The sequence below is a fragment of the Pedobacter sp. 01N416 genome, from assembly GCF_056399685.1.
Window position 1 is genome coordinate 1 of record NZ_JBFTRT010000116.1, and the last position, 22,224, is coordinate 22,224.

22 protein-coding genes are annotated in these 22,224 nt (G+C 38.0%); 2 read left to right on the forward strand and 20 right to left on the reverse strand.

The window, feature by feature from the left end:
- Positions 1-309: 309 nt before the first annotated feature.
- The 5 genes from AC1DND_RS08470 to AC1DND_RS08490 all read right to left on the reverse strand — a co-directional run bounded on the left by AC1DND_RS08470 (position 310) and on the right by AC1DND_RS08490 (position 4,531).
- The gene (locus AC1DND_RS08470) at positions 310-924 is read right to left on the reverse strand and encodes a trimeric intracellular cation channel family protein (RefSeq protein WP_215131366.1); all 615 of its coding nucleotides are present in this window, start codon (positions 922-924) and stop codon (positions 310-312) included.
- Between the two features lie 107 nt (positions 925-1,031).
- Positions 1,032-1,331, reverse strand: coding sequence for an FtsB family cell division protein (locus tag AC1DND_RS08475; RefSeq protein ID WP_025145767.1), 300 nt, complete (start codon positions 1,329-1,331; stop codon positions 1,032-1,034).
- A gap of 167 nt (positions 1,332-1,498) precedes the next feature.
- Entirely contained in the window at positions 1,499-2,794 is a 1,296-nt protein-coding gene (gene eno, locus AC1DND_RS08480; RefSeq protein ID WP_029278432.1) for a phosphopyruvate hydratase, read from the reverse strand.
- A 305-nt stretch (positions 2,795-3,099) separates the two neighbouring features.
- The gene (locus AC1DND_RS08485) at positions 3,100-3,948 is read right to left on the reverse strand and encodes a DUF2911 domain-containing protein (RefSeq protein WP_477580754.1); all 849 of its coding nucleotides are present in this window, start codon (positions 3,946-3,948) and stop codon (positions 3,100-3,102) included.
- A 61-nt stretch (positions 3,949-4,009) separates the two neighbouring features.
- Positions 4,010-4,531 (reverse strand): GNAT family N-acetyltransferase, encoded by a 522-nt coding sequence (locus tag AC1DND_RS08490; protein WP_477580756.1) that lies wholly within the window; start codon positions 4,529-4,531, stop codon positions 4,010-4,012.
- Between the two features lie 74 nt (positions 4,532-4,605).
- Between AC1DND_RS08490 and AC1DND_RS08495 the strand changes: the two genes are divergently transcribed.
- On the forward strand, positions 4,606-5,238 hold the full coding sequence (locus tag AC1DND_RS08495) for an ABC transporter ATP-binding protein (protein WP_477580758.1): 633 nt from the start codon (positions 4,606-4,608) through the stop codon (positions 5,236-5,238).
- Positions 5,238-6,368 carry a hypothetical protein gene (locus AC1DND_RS08500; protein WP_477580760.1) on the forward strand — a complete coding sequence of 377 codons (1,131 nt, stop codon included), beginning with the start codon at positions 5,238-5,240 and terminating at the stop codon, positions 6,366-6,368. The genes AC1DND_RS08495 and AC1DND_RS08500 overlap by 1 nt, the downstream gene beginning before the upstream one ends.
- A 111-nt stretch (positions 6,369-6,479) precedes the next feature.
- On the opposite strand, the gene dacB is transcribed toward AC1DND_RS08500, so the two are convergent.
- The 15 genes from dacB to AC1DND_RS08575 form a co-directional block, all read right to left on the reverse strand.
- Entirely contained in the window at positions 6,480-7,886 is a 1,407-nt protein-coding gene (gene dacB, locus AC1DND_RS08505; protein ID WP_477580762.1) for a D-alanyl-D-alanine carboxypeptidase/D-alanyl-D-alanine endopeptidase, read from the reverse strand.
- A gap of 17 nt (positions 7,887-7,903) precedes the next feature.
- Positions 7,904-8,932 carry an ATP-binding protein gene (locus AC1DND_RS08510; protein WP_477580764.1) on the reverse strand — a complete coding sequence of 343 codons (1,029 nt, stop codon included), beginning with the start codon at positions 8,930-8,932 and terminating at the stop codon, positions 7,904-7,906.
- Positions 8,933-8,981: 49 nt separating this feature from the next.
- Positions 8,982-9,584 (reverse strand): CDP-alcohol phosphatidyltransferase family protein, encoded by a 603-nt coding sequence (locus tag AC1DND_RS08515; RefSeq protein WP_477580766.1) that lies wholly within the window; start codon positions 9,582-9,584, stop codon positions 8,982-8,984.
- 67 nt (positions 9,585-9,651) lie between these two features.
- Positions 9,652-10,641: an aspartate-semialdehyde dehydrogenase gene (locus tag AC1DND_RS08520; RefSeq protein ID WP_029274013.1), complete on the reverse strand. Its 990-nt coding sequence runs from the start codon at positions 10,639-10,641 to the stop codon at positions 9,652-9,654.
- A 360-nt stretch (positions 10,642-11,001) separates the two neighbouring features.
- Positions 11,002-11,871: a TIM barrel protein gene (locus AC1DND_RS08525; protein WP_477580769.1), complete on the reverse strand. Its 870-nt coding sequence runs from the start codon at positions 11,869-11,871 to the stop codon at positions 11,002-11,004.
- Positions 11,872-11,880: 9 nt separating this feature from the next.
- Positions 11,881-12,498: a sugar phosphate isomerase/epimerase family protein gene (locus AC1DND_RS08530; protein ID WP_477580771.1), complete on the reverse strand. Its 618-nt coding sequence runs from the start codon at positions 12,496-12,498 to the stop codon at positions 11,881-11,883.
- A gap of 10 nt (positions 12,499-12,508) precedes the next feature.
- Complete coding sequence (locus AC1DND_RS08535; RefSeq protein ID WP_477580773.1) at positions 12,509-13,399, reverse strand: hydroxypyruvate isomerase family protein; 891 nt, start codon at positions 13,397-13,399, stop codon at positions 12,509-12,511.
- Position 13,400: 1 nt separating this feature from the next.
- On the reverse strand, positions 13,401-14,642 hold the full coding sequence (locus AC1DND_RS08540; RefSeq protein WP_477580775.1) for a nucleoside permease: 1,242 nt from the start codon (positions 14,640-14,642) through the stop codon (positions 13,401-13,403).
- 155 nt (positions 14,643-14,797) lie between these two features.
- Positions 14,798-15,478, reverse strand: coding sequence for a 3-keto-disaccharide hydrolase (locus AC1DND_RS08545; protein WP_477580777.1), 681 nt, complete (start codon positions 15,476-15,478; stop codon positions 14,798-14,800).
- A 60-nt stretch (positions 15,479-15,538) separates the two neighbouring features.
- Complete coding sequence (locus AC1DND_RS08550) at positions 15,539-16,996, reverse strand: Gfo/Idh/MocA family protein (protein WP_477580779.1); 1,458 nt, start codon at positions 16,994-16,996, stop codon at positions 15,539-15,541.
- Positions 16,997-17,026: 30 nt separating this feature from the next.
- Positions 17,027-17,413, reverse strand: coding sequence for a c-type cytochrome (locus tag AC1DND_RS08555; RefSeq protein ID WP_477580781.1), 387 nt, complete (start codon positions 17,411-17,413; stop codon positions 17,027-17,029).
- A gap of 108 nt (positions 17,414-17,521) precedes the next feature.
- Positions 17,522-18,574 carry a sugar phosphate isomerase/epimerase family protein gene (locus AC1DND_RS08560; RefSeq protein WP_029274021.1) on the reverse strand — a complete coding sequence of 351 codons (1,053 nt, stop codon included), beginning with the start codon at positions 18,572-18,574 and terminating at the stop codon, positions 17,522-17,524.
- 9 nt (positions 18,575-18,583) lie between these two features.
- Complete coding sequence (locus tag AC1DND_RS08565; protein ID WP_230149676.1) at positions 18,584-19,741, reverse strand: Gfo/Idh/MocA family protein; 1,158 nt, start codon at positions 19,739-19,741, stop codon at positions 18,584-18,586.
- A gap of 80 nt (positions 19,742-19,821) precedes the next feature.
- Entirely contained in the window at positions 19,822-21,522 is a 1,701-nt protein-coding gene (locus tag AC1DND_RS08570; RefSeq protein WP_477580784.1) for a GMC oxidoreductase, read from the reverse strand.
- Positions 21,523-21,546: 24 nt separating this feature from the next.
- Positions 21,547-22,131 (reverse strand): gluconate 2-dehydrogenase subunit 3 family protein, encoded by a 585-nt coding sequence (locus tag AC1DND_RS08575; protein ID WP_029274024.1) that lies wholly within the window; start codon positions 22,129-22,131, stop codon positions 21,547-21,549.
- Positions 22,132-22,224 lie beyond the last annotated feature (93 nt).

The following is a 22,224-nucleotide window of genomic DNA, read 5'->3' on the forward strand; positions in this document are numbered from 1 at the left end:
AAATTGGAATATATTCATCAGAACCCGTTGCAATCTCATTGGAATTTGAGTGAGTATCCCGAAAATTATAGATACAGCAGTGCTGCTTTTTACTTAGGTACTCGGGATAATGTTGTTAAAATAATTGATTATAGAAATATTTTTGATTGATTGTATCCGTTGATAGATGTGTAGTCAGATGTTACCATCTGACTGATAAATAATCCTTAAATTGGAGAATAATGAATGGTGTTCAAATAATTTGAAAGTGTCAGGTGGTAACACCTGACACCACGGAAAAAAGCTCTAAGTTGAAAACTTCCAACTGAATCAATGCCATTCATCACGATAAACGAACTTAGGCATGTGCCATTCGAAGCGGATAGAAAGTAATCTTAGGGCTAATCCAACTACGGCTGCTAAAATAGTAGCCAGCATCTCGCTTCCATGAAAATGCTCTATGCCGATATAAACCGCGCCGGTGACTATCGCTGCGCTGGCATAAATCTCTTTTCTAAAAAGAAATGGAACTTCGTTGCAGAGTACATCACGAAGTACCCCGCCAGCACAACCAGTAATCATTCCGCTAAAAAGTACAATTAAATAAGGTAAATGGATTTCCTGTGCAACCTGACAGCCAATAATCGTGAAAACCACCAAACCTAAAGCATCAAGATAAAGGAAAAGTTTTTTGAGTTTAGTCATAATCGAGGCAATAAATGCAGCGAGTAAGGCTGCTACTGCAGTAATTACCAAATATTCTGGATGTTCTACCCAGCTCATTGGGTAATGGCCAAATAATACATTTCTAACTGTTCCGCCGCCTAATGCTGTAACCCAGGCAATAATGCAAACACCAACCCAATCCATATCACGTCTGCCCGCAGAAAGTGCAGCAGTCATGGCTTCGGCGGTTATGGCAATAATGTAGAGGATGTGAAGCATTAGATAGGTTAACTGTTTGAATTGGTTAATCGGTTAACTGGAAATGGATTGTTCTATTGTTGAAATTGCTAACCTCAACCTGTTAACTGAGCACTGCCAACTGAAAACTAATCCTTCTTCTCTTCCTGGATAATCACAAAAACATCTTCATTATCTTTTTTCATGAAGTATTTTTCGCGGGCAAATTTTTCAGCCGTATTCAGATTGGTATTCAGTTCGTTTAAATCTTTTTTAACCTGGGCGGTTTCTTTCTCGAAATATTCTTTTTCTTCCTGCAGTTTATTGGCCTGACTGCGGTACTCGTATTGCGACATCATATCGTTTTTGTCGAAAAATAGCATCCACATCGCAAAAGCGACAGTAGCAAGGAAATATTTATTTCGGAAAAGATCTATTAAACGTTTCATATATTGATATGAGATTTTAGATGTGAGATTTGAGAAAACCCGAATCCAACAAACAAATATAGTATTAAAATAAAAACATCCGAAGATTTAAAATCTCCGGATGTTTCGCAAATAAGTTTTTCAACTTGTTAACATTATAGCATTGGGTTTAAACCCAATACTATAAATTATTTCTTAGCGTATTTGAATTTTGAACCAATGAAACGAGCGTTTTCACCTAATTCTTCTTCAATACGTAATAATTGATTGTATTTAGCAATCCTGTCTGAACGTGATGCAGAACCAGTTTTAATCTGTCCGCAGTTTAATGCAACAGCTAAATCAGCTATCGTAACATCTTCAGTTTCGCCAGAACGGTGACTCATTACCGAAGTATAGCCATTGTTTTGTGCTAAAGTTACCGCATTGATGGTTTCAGTTAAGGAACCGATCTGGTTTACTTTTACTAGGATTGAGTTAGCAGTAGCCTCATCAATACCACGTTGTAAACGGGTTACGTTAGTTACAAATAAATCATCACCAACCAATTGAACATGGTCACCAATTTTATCGGTTAAGCTTTTCCAGCCAGTCCAATCGTTTTCATCCATACCATCTTCAATAGAGATAATTGGATATTTTGCAGAAAGATCAGCTAAATATTGTGCCTGCTCTTCGCTTGAACGAATTACCCCAGTGGCGCCTTCAAATTTAGTATAGTCGTATTTGCCATCTTTGTAGAACTCAGATGATGCACAGTCTAAAGCTAAACAGATTTGAGAACCTGGTTTGTAACCAGCAGTTTCAATTGCTTTTAATACAGTTTCAATTGCATCTTCAGTACCGTCAAAAGTTGGTGCAAAACCACCTTCGTCACCTACTGCAGTAGATAAACCTCTATCGTGAAGAATTTTTTTCAAGCTATGGAAAACTTCAGTTCCCCAACGTAAAGCTTCAGAGAAAGAAGGTGCGCCAACTGGCATAATCATAAATTCCTGAAAAGCGATAGGTGCATCAGAGTGAGAACCACCGTTAATGATGTTCATCATCGGAATTGGTAAAGTGTTTGCATTAACACCACCAATGTAACGGTATAATGGTTGACCGATTTCATCAGCAGCAGCTTTAGCAGCAGCCAAAGAAACACCTAAAATTGCGTTAGCACCTAAGTTACCTTTGTTTTCGGTACCATCCAGGTCTAACATGATTTTATCAATTGTATTTTGCTCAAAAACATCAATACCTCTTAATGCATCAGCAATTTTAGTATTTACATTTTCTACAGCTTTTAAAACACCTTTACCTAAATATGTAGATTTATCCCCATCACGTAATTCAACAGCCTCATATTGTCCAGTAGATGCACCGCTTGGTACAGCTGCACGGCCAAAAGCACCTGCTTCTGTTACAACTTCTACTTCTACTGTTGGATTGCCTCTCGAATCGAGAATTTGTCTGGCATGGACATTAACGATTATGCTCATTTTTATTTGATTTTTTATTGATTTTTTAACCTGCTTAGTGTATAAAATACAATTACTAAGCGCAACATCAAAGTTAGTATTATTTTTAAATAAATAAAGTGTTTTAAGGGTTAATGTTATGATAGTTGTTCAAGTTAATCAGTGGTTAATTTTAAGTTAATATTGGTATTCTGTCATGCTGAGGTACGAAGCATCTGCAAGCTATGGAACAGATGCTTCGTGCCTCAGCATGACAATGTTATTTATAGCCTCATAAAAAAACCGTTGAATCAACTCCAACGGTTTTATAAAATATTTTAATCTCTTTATTTTTTAGCTTCGGCCAAAAGTTCAGAATTGAGGCGTACATATTCATCAATCTTTTGTGCCTTTGCAGCGTCTATACCTTGCTGCGCAGTAGCTGATGCTCCCGCTTTATCGCCCATTTTCAATTGGATACGGCCTTTCCATAATTTAAACCAGGGTGCTTTAGGATCTGATTTTTCTGCTTCCGTCATCCATTCTAAAGCTGTTTTTAAATCTTTTCCATTTTGATAATAATACAATGCCGAATTAAAGTAAGGTTTTTTTTCGCCCTTCATCGCTTCAGCAATATTTGCCATTACTTTTTCATCGATAGAAGTTGTAATATTGATGGCATAAGCACTATTCTCCCACATCATATTTAACTGCGCCGAAGTTTCGCTAACAGCCGAAAACTGCATGCTAAGGGTTTCTACTTTATCTTTTAAAGCTGTTGTTTTTACTTTTACACGAAGCACATCATCACTTTCCTTATATGCGTAGGCACCCCATTGATCGGGCGTTTTGCTGAAAATAACCGTCCACTCATTTTTGCCTGGAATGCTGAACAGGCCATATTCACCAGCAGGCAGATCTTTGCCTTCAATTTTAACGGCATCGGTAAATTTAATACGTGTGGCCGCATTTGCCCCGTTACGCCAAACTACGCCCATTGGCTCCATGCCGCCAAAAATTTTGCGGCCTTTAACATTCGGACGAGAGTAGGTTAAAGTTATTTTGCCTAATCCAAAATCCTGGATAATGGTTTGCCCGCTACTCGGTTGTGGAAACTTGGCTCCCTGGGCATTTGCGAAATCTGCTGCACCTAAAAGTGCAACAAACAGCATTACTGATTTGATCGATATTTTCATTGCTTTGTTGTTTTTGGTTTACACGAATTTACGCAATAAGCTTCGAGTTTAACAAAATGTTTTAATGCTGTTCTCTGCCTAGCTGGTGTTTCCTAAATCCAAAAATGAATTCATCAAAATATTCGCCATTTTTAAAAATAGTATCTTTTAGCGCTGCCTCGAAAATAAAGCCCGATTTCTTTAAAACCTGCTGCGAGGCCAGGTTCGTATGTGTAGTCCGTGCGAAAATTCTTTCAATATCAAATGTTTCGAAACCATATTTAAGCATTTCTTTTATGGCAAGCGGAACAATGCCTTTGCCCCAAAAATCCTCAGCAATCCAATAGCCTATTTCTGCACTTTTGCTGTAAATATCGGCCAGTTGATGCACACCAATCGATCCAATTACTTCATCGTTTAACACAATGGCCTTGATTTGTAAGGGATCATGACTCAGTGCGAGTTGAATAAAAGCCTCGCYATCTTTTTTCTCATAAGGAAAAGGGAATTTATTGGTTAAATATTTCGAAATATTGAAATTGTTGGCATGTTTAACCAAACTTTCAACATCACTTGGTTGGTAAGGGCGTAAAATTAATTGCATTGTGTATGATTTTATCAAGATGATTGTGCTTTGTAACTTTTCATTAAAACTAAAGTCAGAAACAAAATGCTTTTATGTTACACTTCAATCAATTTGAAAAATCTTATTTCAATCATCTTGTTTTAAAGATAGATAATATTAAAATTCCCGAAGGCATTTTCTGGATAAAAGGAAGTAACGGTTCGGGGAAAAGTACCCTCTTGAAAGCAATTGCAGGAATATTGTCTTTCGAAGGTGATATCGCGATAAGTACTATTTATTTAAAAGATCATGGTGTTTCCTATCGAAAGCTTGTAAATTTTGCCGAGGCCGAACCACTGTACCCCGAATTTTTGACCGGATTTGAAATGGTTGATCTTTTCGCTAAAGCCAAGGGGGCTGTTTCTGATCAAGCAAAGATCTTAATTGCTGAAATGGGTATGGAGCCTTACATTCATAATCCATTGGGTTCATATTCTAGTGGCATGTTAAAAAAGTTGTCGTTGGTTTTGGCTTTTTTAGGGCAACCTAAATTGATCTTATTAGACGAGCCTTTAAATACGATCGATGTAGAATCTTTGGAGATATTATACCGCTGGATTAATGAAAAGTGCCAAAATGAAAAAATCAGTTTTTTACTTTCCTCACATCAGCCATTAGATGAGTTAAAATTGCCCGGACTTCAACAGATCAATATTCAAGATAAAAAAATAATACTGAATTTTTAATGTCGTTGCTTTCAAATACCGCCTTAAAGAAAATATTTGTTGATGGTTTTTACCGTACCCATGCAGCTATGTTGGTATTCATCTTTGTGATGTTGATCAGTTACTGTTTGTTTATCAATACCCTGGGCACGGTTTGGCCCGACCAGATTGATTTCTGGCAGTTTTTCTTTACCATTAGTTTGGTGAGTAATCCACTAATGATGACTTTCTATCTTATAGGTAGCACATTGTATGCTTACAAAAGCTTAAAATACGTCTTAAGTCAACTTGTTTTGCCCCAGCAAGAGTTTCTGTATTATAGTTTCACGTCGTCAACCAAAAAACAGCAGTTTATGGCCTGGTGTGTAGTGCAGACCTGCATATTTATCCCTGTATTGTGTTATACGCTATACGTCATAAGCATTGGAATTGTATTTGGATATTATCTTATTTCTATCGGGATTTTATTTTTTCAATTGCTTCTGGTTTTAGCAGGCGCTTATATATACCTTAAAGAAAGTAACCGTTTAATAGAAGCTAACAAGCCAAATTGGTTACTCAGGGTTAGCAGAAAATGGAGCAAACCTGTTTTTTTGTTATATAGTTTTCAGGTTTTCAATCAGGCGAAATTGGCTTATGCGCTCACCAAACTGCTTTCGTGGGTGCTGATTTCGAGTGTGTTGGTAGTTTTTGCTGATCTTAAAGATGATTCAAGATTATTGATGCTTGTTACCTCCTGTATTATTGTGGCACATGTGGTGCTCATTTATCAGGAGAAGGTTTTTAATAATAGATACTTGTCTTTCTTGCCAAATTTTCCTTTTACTAAAGAAAAAGTATTTTTTAGTTTTTGTTTAAACTATCTCGTTTTATTACTGCCCGAAATCTGTTGGATATTTACCAACTTTGGTATTTTAACATCGTTTGGGTTAATCGCATTTACCTTTTCTGCGATTCTGTTATTTAGAAGCTTACTTTTGTTAAATGCAATACAGGTTAAAGGATTTTTGATATGGGTTTTTAGTCTGTTTTTCCTTTTTTATGTATTTATCATGTTTGGCTTCGGATTAATCCTTATTCCGTTGAATTTTATTGTGGCTTGGATGGTATTTAGGAGAAATTATTTGAATAATAATTGTATCGGTATTTGATGAAAAGATTTACCTACTACCATCGCCGTGCTGATCCGATAGCTATTGGATCAAGGTGACTGCGCGGATGTATATGTGGCCAAATGATATATTTTAATCGAAGTTTTTCTATTACTTCAGTTCATCTAATACCCTGAACAGCTTTTTGTTAATCCCGCTTCCACTATAGTTATTGATGTTAATAACGATTACATATTTATTACCTGCAGCATCAGTATGATAGCCTGCAAATGCCGAAACATCATTTATTGTTCCACTTTTAATTTTCATACCATTGTACTCGGGTAAGGCCTTATAATAATCTGCGAACCAGTTTTCTTTCTGGATCTGGAAAAGTATATCCGCCATTGCCGAAGTTGTTATTCTATCTCCCGGAGAAAGTCCGCTACCATCAATAATGTTTAATGCCGTTTTATCAATGCCTTTATCGGCCCAGAAATTGATTTCGGTTTCCGCTCCTTTACTTGTTGTACCTGCTTTGCCTGATTTTATCGCAATGGTTTTTAAAAATGACTCGCCATATAAATTGATGCTTTTCTTTAAAAACCAGTAGGCCATCTCGCTTAAATTAGGCGAACTGATGGTGCTTATTTTCTGTGTAAGCGAAGGAATGACCTGATTGTTCAAGGTCATTAACCTTGCCGTTGTGGCTTGCTGACCAGTCGAAATACCCAATCTTTTTAAAGTATCCTGTAAACGGTAAGCGCAATCAAAAGCAGGGTCGGGGAGGGCTACAGAAATGCCTGTTTTGGCAATGCCTATTCCCCAGCTTCCGCGGAGGTAAGCAATATTACTGTAAGGTGGAAGAAAAGCGTAACTTCTATCGCCAGAACCCGGACTTCCGGTTTTTAGTTCATTTATGATCTGTACATAAGGCGTTGCCGGAACTGTTTTTACTACCTTAACTTCATCTGCTGTACTACTTCCAGGTTTCAAATGAATATCAAATTGATTTTCGCGCCAGGCTAAGCCAGAAGTCCCGGCACCATAATAATTGCCAATATCCTGCCAAACCCAACCCTCAGGCGTTGTTTGTGTGCCAAAAATGCGATCGTCGCCAATTATTGTGCCTTCAATTTTTTTGATTCCTGCAGATTTTACTGCAGTAACCCATTGTGTTAAAACAGCATTCTCTTTGTTCTGATATCGCCAGGAGCCCAAAGTTGGATCGCCACTGCCAATAATGATCAGGTTTCCTTTTAATATTCCATCTGTAGTAATTGTTCCAGTATAGGCCAATGTGGTTTGGAATTGAAAATCCTTCCCTAAAATACTGAAAGCCGTGGCTGCAGTTATGGTTTTTAAGGTTGAAGCCGTAGCCAGGCCGATCTGCTCATTTTTGGCATAAAGTGTTTTACCTGTATTGGCATCTAAAACGCAAAGTGAAGCAATGGCATGTTTTGCCTGCTCATCATTTAATAAATTATCGAAGGCTTTTTCGAGGTTCTGAATTCGATTTTGAGCAATTGCAGCTATGCCTGAGAAAAGAAATAAGGTTAATATTTTGAAAAATTTCATGTAAGGCAAAGATTATTTTATATCAGAAAATTAGTATAGTTAGATTTGTTTATAACGTTTGTATCGTTTGTGGGATATGCATCTAAAAACGTTGATGGAAACCTCACTTTTTTATTCTCGTTCCATTTTATCTCTATGGCATTTATTTTTCCATCAATTTCTTCTATTAAATCAATTTCCTGCTGTTGAAAGCTTCGCCAGAAATGATATTTAGCATGTTTTCTTTTGTTATTACTTGCTTTTATGTATTCCGAAACGATATAATTTTCAAAAAGCTGACCAGCATCCTGCCTCAGCGCAAGCATACTAAAGTTTTCGATCACTGCATTGCGGATCCCAGTATCATAGAAATATATTTTTTTGCTCTTTTTTATTTCATTCCGTAGGTTACTACTGTATGCCCCCAGCCTAAATACAACAAAACATTGCTCTAATAAATCGATATAACGCTCAACGGTTAGTTTATCGGCTTCAATCATCTGGCCAAGCTCGGTATACGAAACCTCATTACCAATTTGCAAGGCTAAGGCCTGCACTAATTTTTCGAGCTGCAAAGGCTTTCTGATGCCTGTAAGTGATAAAATATCTTTAAAAAGATAACTATTGGCCAAATTCATTAAGAGTTCTTTTTCTTCTCCTGGATAATTAATCGCATCGGGATAAGAGCCATAGATCAATCTTTTTTCCAATGCCTGTTCTTCGGTAAGGATATTGGTATCATCAACAAGCTCTGCTACCGAAAAAGGAAAAAGATGATATTCAAATTTTCTTCCCGTTAGCGATTCTTTTATACCAACAGCCAGATCTAATGATGAAGAGCCTGTAACCAAAAGTTGCACATTGGTAAAATTATCTACGATTAATTTTAATGTTAAACCGATATTCGCAACCCGTTGGGCTTCGTCGATAAAAATGAATTTATTTGAACCGACGATTGATTTTAGTCGCTCAATGCTAATGTCTGTTAATGCGGTGCGAACATTGGCTTCATCACAATTAAGAAAAACAAAGGGAAGTTCTGTTTTTTGTACCAATTGCTTTAACATTATAATTTAGTGATTATAATCTTTTTTTTAGTTTTTATGTCGCAGCAAATTATCCATTAAACAGCTTGTTACGTTTAATTTCTTTTCCCTGCCTTAGCTTTACTGCATGATAGATGGTAGGTACATCGTTGGTCCATTTTTTTAGCGTGAAAACGATGGCAAGTATTTCTATTCGGGTTGCCAATCCGAGCCAAAAGCAAATTTCAAATAATACAACCGATTCGCAATGCACTATAATTTCGACCAAAGTGGCAAATATAGTCAACGTCCAGATTTTAGCGCCGATAGAATGGGTAGCGATTTCTTTTCTGAATTTGATATAACTTAATGCATAGGTTGAAACTTCGAAAGAACCAAGGACAATCAGTTTTACCAAGTTGACTTTGAAAAAATCAGGACATTGGATATAAGTAGCAACCGCAACCGAGATAAAAAATACCTGATCAATACTGGAGTCTAAACGTCGTAATTTTTCGGAGGAGATATTGAGTTTTCTGGCTATTATTCCATCAAATACATCTGTTAATAAACCGATCGATAATAATGTGATTGCAAGAAAAGAATAATGATTGACGTGGAAAAAGCTTAATAGAATTATTATAAAACCAATCAGTAACCTGGAATATATTAAAGCGATTGGAATATGTTTCATGGTGGAGAGCGGGTATAAAAAAAGTCCCCCGATTTTTACACCGGGGGACTTCTCTTGAGGTTATTAATTAAACTAATTCTTTCTGAATTAGATATTCGGCAATCTGAACGGCATTGGTTGCCGCGCCTTTGCGCAAGTTATCTGCAACAATCCAAAGATTTAAAGCTTTAGGCGCCGATTCGTCTCTACGGATACGGCCTACAAAAACTTCATCTTTTTCATGAGCATCTTTTGGCATTGGGTATTTTAAGTTGGCAACATCATCAACAACGATTATGCCTGGTGCTTTTTCTAAAATACTTCGCACTTCAGCTAAATCGAAGTCATTTTCGAACTCGATGTTTACCGATTCTGAGTGACCACCCATTACCGGGATACGAACTGTGGTAGCGGTAACTTTAATGCTATCGTCGCTCATGATTTTGTTCGTTTCCTTAACCATTTTCATTTCTTCTTTGGTATATCCGTTATCTGTGAAAACATCAATATGTGGAAGAACATTCAAATCAATTTCGTATGGATAAGCTTTAGGGCCATCAATGCCTTTACGCTCGTTCATTAATTGCTCAACGGCTTTAACACCTGTACCCGTAACTGATTGATAAGTAGAAACGATTACACGTTTAATTTTGTATTTATCGTGCAAAGGTTTTAAAACCACAACCATTTGAATGGTAGAACAGTTCGGGTTAGCAATGATTTTGTTATCGATAGAGAGTTCGTGTGCATTAACTTCTGGTACAATTAATTTAATTGCAGGATCCATTCTCCATGCAGAAGAGTTATCGATAACAGTTGTTCCGGCTTCTTTAAAACGTGGAGCATGCTCTAACGAAGTATTTCCACCTGCTGAAAACAAAGCGATATCTGGTTTCATGCTGATTGCAGTATCCATGCTAACAATTGGGAACTTCTTACCCTTAAAAGTAATTTCCTTGCCAACACTCTTTTCTGATGCTACGGGAATCAACTCTGTTAAAGGGAAATTTCTTTCCTCCAATACTTTTAACATGACAGTGCCTACCAATCCGGTGGCACCTACTACTGCTACTTTCATTTTAAATTTTAATTATATATTATTAAACATTTGATATAAGCCCAAATATGCTAAAAATTAAGCTTATATCCCCATTGTTACCAATTAAATTTGCTTTTAATATTTAAAATCTTACTTTTTCAGTAGAAAATAAGGTTAAAAAGATTAGGCATAATTCGATTTAGTTGTACTTGATGGGTATTAAATGAGAAGGTATATGATAACCTTAGGTTGTAGAGAGCACTACAACTAGTATGAGGCGTCACCCTGAATTTATTTCAGGGTCTGTTTCATAAGAAAGATGCTGAACTAAATTCAGCATGACGATCGGAGAGATTTAAACCTCGCAGGTTTTCGAAACCTGCGAGGTTTGGATAAGTTTTAAATCAAATTGGCTTTGATATAATCACAGCTTGTTTTGATCGAACCAACTGGATCAGGTTGGTAATTGGTTTCGTGCTCTACAAAGAAATGTTGCATGCCTGAAAGTTTTGCCTGAGCAAAAATGCTTTTAAAATCAATAGAACCTTTACCTACCTCGGTATTCCATTCAGGTTTGGCTTTGTCCATATCTTTAACATGCCACATTGGGAAACGGCCTGGATATTTTTTGAACAAAGCTAACGGATCGTTACCTGAGCGTACCACCCAGTATAAATCCATTTCGAAATTTACCAGATTTTTATCGGTTTCGCTTAAGTAAACATCGTAACCGGTAGTATCACCTAATTTTTTAAATTCGAAATCGTGGTTGTGGTAGGCGAATTTTAAACCAGATGCTTTTGCAATTTCGGCAACCTTATTAAAATCATCAGCGGTTTTCTTAAAGCCATCTACTCCTTTGCTCATATCTACGTGTGCACCAGCAATGGTAAAGTATTTACCACCAATTGCTGCTGAAGATTCGATATCGGCTTTTAACTTATCGGTTTTTCCGGTTTTTGAAAATTCATCCATTCCGTAATGTCCGCTTGGTGCTTTTAAACCGTTTGCATTTAATAATGCTTTAAATTCTTTTGGGGTTAAGCCCCAAAATTTTCCATTAGAAAAACCATAGGTTTCTACTTCTTTGTATCCGGCTTGTGCCACTTTTTCGATAATGCCTTTTACATCTTTTGGCAGCTCATTACGTAAAGAGTATAGTTGTAAGCCAATATTTTTATTTACTTTATCAAAGGCAAACGACGGAATTAATAATACCGCTCCGGCAGCTAATCCTGCCTGTTTTAAGAATGTTCTTCTTGAATTCATCTCTTAAATTTAAATAATTTCTTTTTTAATGTATGCACAGCTCGCTGCAACAGATTCCATTGGGTTTAGCAGGATTTCGTAACCAGTGGTATCACCTTGTTTCTCGAATTCGAAATTATGGTTGTGGTAAGCTAACCTGATACCCGCTTCTTTGGCCAATTTTCCGGCTTCGTTAATTTTAACCGCAATTTTTTTGTAGTCGTCGGCACTTTTTCTAATGCTTTCATCTAACCAGGGAATGGTTACATATTCGCTTCCAAGCACTTTGGCAGCAGCAATTGCTGCTTTTAATTCTTCAGTGTTTCCATCGGTTAAATAGCTGCCTAAACCGTAGTGACCGCTTGGTGCAGTTAATCCGTTATCATCAAGCAATTTTTTGAATTCGGCTGGTGTTAAGCCCCAAAATTGATCCTTTATCGAAAAACCGTAGGTTTCTACCTCTTTAAAGCCTGCTTTTGCCACTTTAGCTATGGTGCCTTTTACATCTTTCGGAAGTTCATCTCTTAAAGAATATAACTGCAGACCAACTGATTTTTTATCGGAAGCCACACAAGCAAATGATGGAACCAAAAGTGCTGCAGCTGCAGCCATACTACTGTTTAAAATAAAACTTCTTCTTGATAACATAGGTATATTTTTAGATGTCGCAAATAGAAACTGCCTTTTTTAGAGAGGCTATTTTATCTGCATTTTTAGGTATAAATTCTTGTGCAACGAAACCTTTAAAGCCAGTTTCGGCAATGGCTTTCATGATGGCAGGATAATATAATTCCTGTGTATCGTCTATCTCATTTCTACCCGGAACACCAGCGGTGTGATAGTGGGCGATGTATTGATGATATTCTCTGATGTTTCTAATTACATCACCTTCATCAATTTGCATGTGGTAGATATCGTATAACAATTTGAAGTTTTCAGATCCTAAACGTTTGCAAAGTTCAGCGCCCCATGAAGTTCTATCGCACTGGTAATCTTTATGGTTAATTTTGCTATTTAGCAACTCCATTACAAGTACCACATTGTGTTTTTCTGCCAAGGGCATTAACTGTTTTAATCCTTTCACGCAGTTGTTCCAACCTGTTTCATCATCTTTACCACGGCGGCTTCCACTAAAGCAGATTAAGTATTTGTAGCCGGCTTCGGCAACAAGTGGAATCATCGCGGTATAGTTTTGAATTAACTTTTCGTGGAATTTTTCGTCGTTAAAACCATCTGTTAAATTAATTTCGGCACCATTACACATGGTAGATTCTAATCCATGTTTCTTTAAAGTCGGCCAATCTTTTGGCCCAACTAAATCAATGCCTTTAATGCCGATCTTTTTAGCTTCAACACAAAGCGTTTCTACATCTAAACCGCTAAAACACCAACGGCAAACGGCATGATTGATATTTCCTTTTAGCCTTAATGGCTGATCTGATTCTGATTTATCCATTGCTAATGCTGAAAATCCTGAAGAAACACCAATCGCAGCAGTTCCTGCGATGATGTTCTTTAAAGCATTTCTTCTATTTACGTTCGACGCCATATTAAACAGTTTTAGGTTCTATTTCAGCCTTGGATTTATCGTTGAAAACCAATGCAAATAATAAAAATACCACTAATGCAATTCCTGCTGGGATAATCCAGATCATTTTCCAGTCCATTACGCCATCTGCTGCTTTGTAGGCATCAGAAATTTTACCTGCTACGGCAAATCCAATTAACATACCTACGCCGTAAGTAGCTAAGGTAATTAAGCCTTGGGCTGAGCTTTTAAAACGCTCGCCGGCTTTAGAGTTGGTATAAATCTGTCCTGAAACGAAAAAGAAATCGTAGCAAACACCGTGTAATGCAATTCCTAAAATTAGCATAAARCTCAGTTCGCCTGCATTTCCGTAAGCAAATAATGCATAACGTACTGCCCAAGCCAGCATGCCCACCAAGATGGTCATTTTAAAACCGAATCTTTTAAAGAATATTGGGATAAATAATAAGAAAATAACTTCTGAAGCCTGACCAATCGTCATTTTTCCCGTAGGGTTATCCATACCGATATTGGAAAGGAATGGATTTGCATTTTGGTAGTAAAAAGCCAGAGGGATACAGATCAAAATAGATGAAATAAAGAAAATCAAGAAGTTTCTGTCTTTCAAAAGTTTTAAAGCATCCAGACCTAATACATCAGAAACGGTAATTTTTTCGTCTGAAGATACCTTAGGTGGGGTCTTTGGTAAGGTAAAGCTGAATAAACCTAAAACTAAAGACACTATACCAGCCATTAAGAAAGTATTTTTCAATAAGCCAGCTTCTGTACCTTCTTTTGAATCCCAATGGAAGAAATAACTGATTAATAAACCTGCAGCAATCCAGCCTAAGGTACCCCATATGCGGATTGATGAAAACTCTTTCTCCGGATCTTTCATTTGATTGAAAGAAACTGAGTTTACCAAAGCCAGTGTTGGCATAAAAAGAATCATGTAGCCCAACACGTAAGGATAAAATATGCTTACATCTGTAGCATTATACATTTGGTACATCAATAGTGCTCCGACAATGTGCAGCACACCTAAAATGCGCTCAGCATTAAAATATCTGTCGGCAATTAAACCTACAATAAAAGGAGCAATGATAGCGCCCCATGATTGGGTTGAAAATACAGCTCCGGTTTCTGAGCCCGTGGCTTTAAGGTTGTTTCCTAAGAAAGTTCCAAGTGTTACAAACCAGGCGCCCCAGATAAAAAATTCCAGGAACATCATGGCAGAGAGTTTAAAGCGAGTAGTGCTATTCATTTGGCTTATATAAGGTTGTTTAAGGTTAAAGGTATAGGGTGTAAGGTTAATGCGAAAGCGGATAAACTTTATGCTTTCCCGCTTTCTAACTCAAATGTCTGGTTTAAGCGAAAGACAAGAAACCTTCAGCTTCTACCTTACGCCTTAAACCTCAATTATAGTTCTTTAATAGAGATGTTTTTGTACCAAACCTCATCTCCGTGATCTTGTAAGGCAATTTTGCCTGTTTTAAAAGTTCCCCAGTTTTCCCATGTTGCAAATTTGCTGCCCGCAACAATTTTTTTCCAGTTATCATCCCAAAGCGTGGTTTTTACTACTTCAACACCGTTTAAAATTAGTGTTAATTTGCCCTTTTTACTGATGATTTCTGCTTTATTCCATTCGCCAACAGCTTTAACTGGCTCTGATGAACTTTTTACCAGATCGTACAAATCGCCGGCACGGTGTTTAGTGATTTTTCCATCTGGGTGGCCATCATTATCAATAACCTGCATTTCTAAACCTGTAGAATAGGTAGCATGGTATTTAGGTTCTTCGTGAACATAAAAAATTAAACCGCTATTTGCTTTTGGAGCCACTTTCCATTCATATTTTAAATGGAAATCGCCGTATTCCTTATCAGTAACCAAATCGCCGCCACCGTCTTTACCTTTAGTAGCTAAATCTAAATGAAGGGCACCATCCTGAACCTGCCAGGCGCTACCAACCGTAGTTTTGTTGTAAGTATGCCAGCCTGTTGTTGTTTTACCATCAAAAAGTGGCTTAAAGCCCTTTTGGGCCTTTGATATTTGTGTTAAGCTTAACAAAATGCAAGCAGAAAGAAAGATTTTTTTCATTTTTTTGAATTTAAACCTCGCAGGTTTTTAAAACCTGCGAGGTTTGTAGATGTGTTTTTATTAAAGCGTTAAATTGTTCCAGCCTTTGCGGTATTCGCGTTTTACAAACTGGTTTGCTTCGTCAAAATTGGTGACTTTCATATTGTCGTTATCCCAAAGCATTTTAGTGTACCGGCCTGGGTAAGTAGTTTTGCCGTTTACCGTTTTTTGGATATCAAAACTTCTGATTGCCAAATTTGCCATCAGTAAAGCTTCAGTTAATGGACCTGCAATTTCGAAAGGAGAACTTACTTCCTGCTTGCCATAACCTGCAATTGCAGCTTCAACCCATTGTTTATAGTGCCCGTTTGCACCATCTGGTACGCGAGCGTATTTTGGTGCAACTTTAATGTCTTTGTTTTTACTTAAAGGCAATAATTTCGGATTGGCACTATACGTTTCAGACATCATTTTACCTTTAGTTCCGATAAACAAGGTACCATTACCACCATCGCCAAAAGTTTCGTTTGCTTCTAATTCTTCAGGGCGTTCTGGTTGGATACCACCATCCATCCAGTGTAAGGTAACATCACCTTTTGTTTTATCTGTTTTCGGGAATTTCAAGGTAACATGGCTTGATGGAGGGCAGCTTTCAGGGAAATAACCACGTTTAAATTCATCTACATAAACAGAACCTACACTGGCCTGAACTTCTTTTGCGTATTTTAAGTTTAATACGCTAAATGGAGCTTCGATTAAGTGACAACCCATATCGCCCAAGGCACCAGTGCCATAATCCCACCAGCCACGCCAGTTAAAAGGAACCAATTTGTCAATATAATCTTTTTCAGGCGCAGTACCTAGCCATAAATTCCAATCCAATTCGGCGGGGATTTCGGCTTTTTTTGTAGGGCGAGGAATGCCTTGCGGCCAAACCGGTCTATCAGTCCACGCGTAAACTGTATGTACATCGCCAATTAAACCAGCTTCGTACCATTCTTTCATTTGGCGCGGACCATCGTTTGATGCACCTTGATTTCCCATTTGGGTTACCACTTTATATTTTTTTGCAGCAGCGGTTAGAATCCGAGCCTCATAAATATCATGTGTTAAAGGTTTCTGCACATAAACGTGTTTGCCCAATTGCATAGCTGCTAAAGCCTGGATAGCATGATTATGATCAGGAGTAGAAACAGATACAGCGTCGAAATTTTTATGTTCTTTATCTAACATTTCGCGCCAATCTTTATAGTATTTTGCTTTAGGGAAAGCTTTAACACTATTTGCTGCACGGCGATCGTCTACATCACATAAAAAAGCAATGTCTGCTTTTCCGCTTTTGTAAAACATGCTTAAATCGCTTTGGCCTTTTCCGCCAACACCAATACCGGCAACCAATAAACGATCGCTTGGTGCCAGATAACCGGGGCCACCTAAAACATGGCGGGGCACGATCATAAACGCAGCAGCGGCAATAGCTGTGGTCTTAATAAAATCACGGCGGTTACTCGTGTTTTTATTTTCTTGCTCTGTTTTCATATAAGTAAATCGATTTGCTAACTGGGTCGATTATTTTTTCTTTAAGGATAAGATATACTTTACCATTAATTTTGCATCGTCTTTTTTAAGTGTAGCATGAGCGGTCATTGGCATATTGCCCCAAACTCCCGTTCCACCTTTAATAATCTTATCAGCTAACATGTTGATATTTTTCTCAGTAGCCGGATATTTTTTTGCAACTTCTACGTATGCAGGGCCAATAATTTTGTTGGTCTTGTTATGGCAACCAAGGCAATCAGATTTGTTGATCAGTTTTTCACCTGGGTTTGACTGCAAAGCAGCATGATTGGTTAATGTTGCTGYCGCAACCACAGTTTTCTCCTTCGTTAAATCGGCTTTTGAAAACGACGCCATAAAAATGACTACAGCGCCTAAAATTAAAAATGTTTTTTTCATGTGTGTTGTGTTGTTTTTAATTGCATTCAAGCTTGCATAAGCGGTAATATTTATTCGTTGTTGCTTATGCAGGTTTTCATTCTGTGTGTGTTTTGTGTTTTGTTAATCTTATAATCCTAATATTTTTTTATTGAAAGCGCTATCACTACCCGATGCTGCAAAATCGTCAAATGCTTTATCGGTTACGTTAATGATGTTCTTTTTAATAAATTCTGCGCCTTCGCGGGCACCATCTTGCTGGTTTTTGATACAGCACTCCCATTCCATAACGGCCCAACCTTTAAAATCATATTGCGCCAATTTACTAAAAATGGTTTTAAAATCAACCTGACCATCACCTGGTGAGCGGTAACGACCGGCTCGGTTTGCCCAACTCTGGTATCCACCAAAAGTGCCTTGTTTGCCTGTAGGGTTAAATTCTGCATCTTTAACGTGGAACGCTTTTATGCGTTCGTGGTAAAAATCGATGTATTGAATGTAATCCAATTGTTGCAACACAAAGTGAGATGGATCATACAATAAGCATGCCCGAGGGTGATTATTTACTGCAGCGAGGAACATTTCGTAGGTTTCGCCATCAAATAAATCTTCTCCTGGGTGTATTTCGTAGCAAACATCGACGCCACATTGGTCGAATTCGTTTAAAATTGGTGTCCAGCGTTTTGCCAATTCTGCAAAACCTTCTTCAACCAATCCTGCCGGGCGCTGTGGCCAGGGATGGAAATATTGCCACAATAATGAACCACTAAATGTAGCATGTGCATTTAAACCTAAGTTTTGAGAAGCTTTAGCTGCATATTTCATTTGCTGCACCGCCCATTCTGTTCTTGCTTTTGGATTTTTGTGTACTTCTTTTGGTGCAAAAGCATCAAACAGGTCATCGTAAGCAGGGTGTACCGCAACCAATTGACCTTGTAAGTGTGTAGAAAGTTCAGTAATTTCTAGGCCATAAGAAGCTATTTTTCCTTTCAGTTCATCTGCATAGGTTTTGCTTTCAGCAGCTTTTTGAAGATCGATAAATCTTGTATCTAAGGTTGGCATCTGAATACCTTTAAAACCTAAACCTGCTGCCCATTTACAAATACTGTCTAGGGAGTTAAATGGGGCCTCATCGCTTATAAATTGTGCTAAAAATACTGCTGGTCCTTTTATCGTTGTCATGCTCGCTTGTTATAATTTATAATCTAACCACTTTTGGTCTGATTGGCTAGAAGCCACTACATTTTCGATAAATGCCATTCCTCTAATTCCATCTTCAGTACTTGGAAAGTCTAACATTGCAGCAGTAGGCTGCTCGTTGTTCAACTTCGCATCTACTGTTAATGCAAAGTTTTTATAAATATTGGCAAATGCTTCTAAGTAACCTTCTGGGTGACCACCAGGAGTTCGGGTATTGTGCTGTGCGAAACTGCCCATATAACCGTTGCCTGTTCTGTAAATTTGAGCAGGAGCATTTAACCATTTTACAATTAAGGTGTTCGGCTCCATCTGGTGCCATTCCATGCCACCTTTTTCGCCATATACTTTAATCTTCAATGCATTTTCTTCTCCGGCAGCAATTTGCGAAGCTACAAGAACACCATTGGCACCATTATCGAATTTTAATAATACGTTTCCATCGTCATCAATAGCTCTACCTGGAACAACAATGCTTAAATCAGCACAGATTTTAGTAATTTTTAAACCAGAAATATACTCTGCTAAATGAGCGGCATGTGTACCGATATCGCCCATACTACCGCTTTTTCCGGTTTTAGATGGATCAGTGCGCCAGGCTGCCTGTGCATTTCCTTCGCGTTCTGATAAGGTGCTTAACCAGCCTTGAGGGTATTCGACCATGATTTTTCTGATTGCGCCTAAAGCACCTTCGCTAACCATTTGTTTGGCCTGTTTAACCATTGGGTAACCAGAGTAGGTATGCGTTAAGCATAGTGTTAAGCCAGTTTCTTCTACTTTGGCTTTTAGCTGCTTTGCTTCTTCCAAAGTTAAAGTCATTGGTTTTTCAATCACCACGTTAAAACCCTTATCCAAAGCCATCATTGCAGGAGCAAAGTGAGCAAAGTTAGGGGTAACGATGGTTACAAAGTCAATTCTTTCATCTGCTGGCAACTCACTTTCCTTCGTCAGCATTTCTTCGTAATTGGTGTAGATTCTGTTATCCGGAAGAAAAAGTAGTTTTCCAGATTCGTATCCAATTTCAGGATTTACACTTAAAGCTCCGGCAGATAATTCAATAAGGCCATCCATATTGGCAGCCAAACGGTGTACGGCACCGATAAAAGCGTCTTTTCCACCGCCTATCATGCCCATTCTTAATTTTCTTTTCATTTTTATAAAAGGTGTGAGGCGTAAGGTGTAAGGCTTAGGGCAATTTCCCTTTACCTTAAACCTTACGCCTTTTACCTTGTCTAGATGTTCTTTTTCTTTAATTCTTTTACAGCGTAATCGCAGGCACGGGCAGTTAAAGCCATAAATGTTAACGATGGGTTTTGGCAAGCGATTGATGGCATACAAGACCCATCAGTTACAAAAACATTATTTACTTCGTGCATCTGGTTCCATTTATTCAGTACAGAAGTTTTGGGATCATTACCCATTCTTGCAGTACCCATTTCGTGGATCGCCATACCTGGATAACAGCCATTATCGAATGTTTTAATGTTTTTCATACCAGCCTTTTCTAACATTTCGGCGGCATCATTCATCATATCCACACGCATTTTTTTCTCGTTCTCTTTGTACTCGCAATCGATAGCCAGTACGGGTTGTCCCCATTTATCTTTTTTGGTTTTATCGATGTATACCTTGTTTTCGTAATAAGGTAACATCTCTCCAAAACCGCCCAAGCCCATAGACCATTTGCCTGGAGTGGTCATTTTTTGTTTTAAATCTGCTCCGAAAGACAATTCAGCAACATCATCTTGCCAATTTGATCTGCTTGCACCGCCCTGGTAACCGAAACCACGCAGATAATCGCGTTTATCGTTGCCGATATTCTGATACCTAGGCACATAGATTCCGTTTGCACGGCGCCCATAAGTGTATTTGTCATCAAAACCTTCGGCCTCTCCAGATGCTCCGCAACGGAAATGGTGATCCATTAAATTGTGTCCTAACTGACCACTTCCATTACCCAATCCATTTGGGTGTGCTTCTGATGTAGAGTTTAATAAAACAAAGGTTGAACCTAGCGTAGAACCATTTACAAAAACGATTTTAGCATAAAATTCCATCGTTTTGTTGGTTTCTGCATCAATAACCATTACACCTTTGGCTTTTTTAGTGTCTTTATCATAAATAATATGATTTACGATAGAGTATGGTCTTAACGTTAAACGTTTAGTTGCCATAGCTGCAGGCAGTGTAGAAGATTGTGTACTGAAATAAGCGCCAAACGGACAGCCCCGGCTACATAAATTTCTGTACTGGCAATTGCCACGGCCTTTATGTGGCACAGTTAGATTGGCAACACGGCCAATCATCATAATCCGTTCTCTTTTATAATGCTCTTCGATACGTGCTTTAACGGATTTTTCTACAATATTTAAATCCATTGGCGGTAAAAACTGTCCGTCAGGGCAGGTAGACCAGTTTTCTTTTGAACCACTGATCCCCGCAAAACGTTCTGCATAATCGTACCATGGCGAAAGTTCTGCATAACGAACAGGCCAATCGGCTCCGTGTCCATCTTTTGCATTGTCTTCAAAATTATGATCACTAAATCTATAACTCTGGCGGCCCCACATTAACGATTTTCCTCCAACGTGGAAACCACGGTACCAATCGAAACGTTTATCTTCCGTATATGGACACTCTAAATCGTTTACCCACCATTTTTCATTTGCTTCCTGGTAAGGATAATCTCTTTTTTGTACCGGGTGAGTACGTTTTTGCTCTTCGGTAAGTTTTCCGGCATGTTTAAAATCCCATGGATTTTTCATTGCCGTTTCGTAACCGGTAATGTGCTCAATGTTCATTCCTCTTTCGAGCATCAACACGCGTAAGCCCTTTTCTGTAAGTTCTTTGGCAGCCCAGCCACCGCTAATTCCCGATCCTATAACAATAGCATCGTAAGTATTTTCTGCTTTTAAATTTGTATTTAAATTCATGATGTTTTGTTGTTGTTTTAGAAATTAGGTTGCCCAAGATTTTTGACCTGGTTTTAATGGCGCATTGCCATCATACCGGCCTGGAATAAGCACATATTCGCGTGCTTTGGTACAACCAATTTCTGAAGAATAATAACCAAGTAAGGTTAAATCTCTTGCGGTAATAAAAAAGTAAGCTAAATCTTTATTCTCTTCTGATTTGCTCGCTTTTTGGGCAAGCGCGATTGCCCTTAAATCAATCATTAGTTTTTTACGATCGGCTGGTGTTAAAGTGATATAACTTTTACCAAAATCTTTCATTGATTTAGCCTGAAGATCTTTAAACCCTTGCGCAAATGAGGTTTGCATAGTGGCAGGGTAACAATCTTTCATCATCATCGGGATAAACTTCCCTAAACCTGCAGCCTTGGCGCCAGCAGATGATTTGGTAGTGGGAACAATAATATCAGCGAATTCAGCAAAAATTTTTTCGTCTTCCAGTGAATAGAGGACAAAGTTCTTTTCGTTTTCCGGTAGCGTAAAACTTTCAAATAAAACGCCCATTGTACTTGCTGAGATTGCTCCACCCAGCAAAAATGCAACGTTCTTGAGTGCTTCTCTTCTGTGCATCGTCTTTATGATTTTATATATTGGTTACTTATGTGTTGAATTAGTAATATTAGAAAAAATATAACGGAAAGAATAACTTTTTTAAGTTAAATT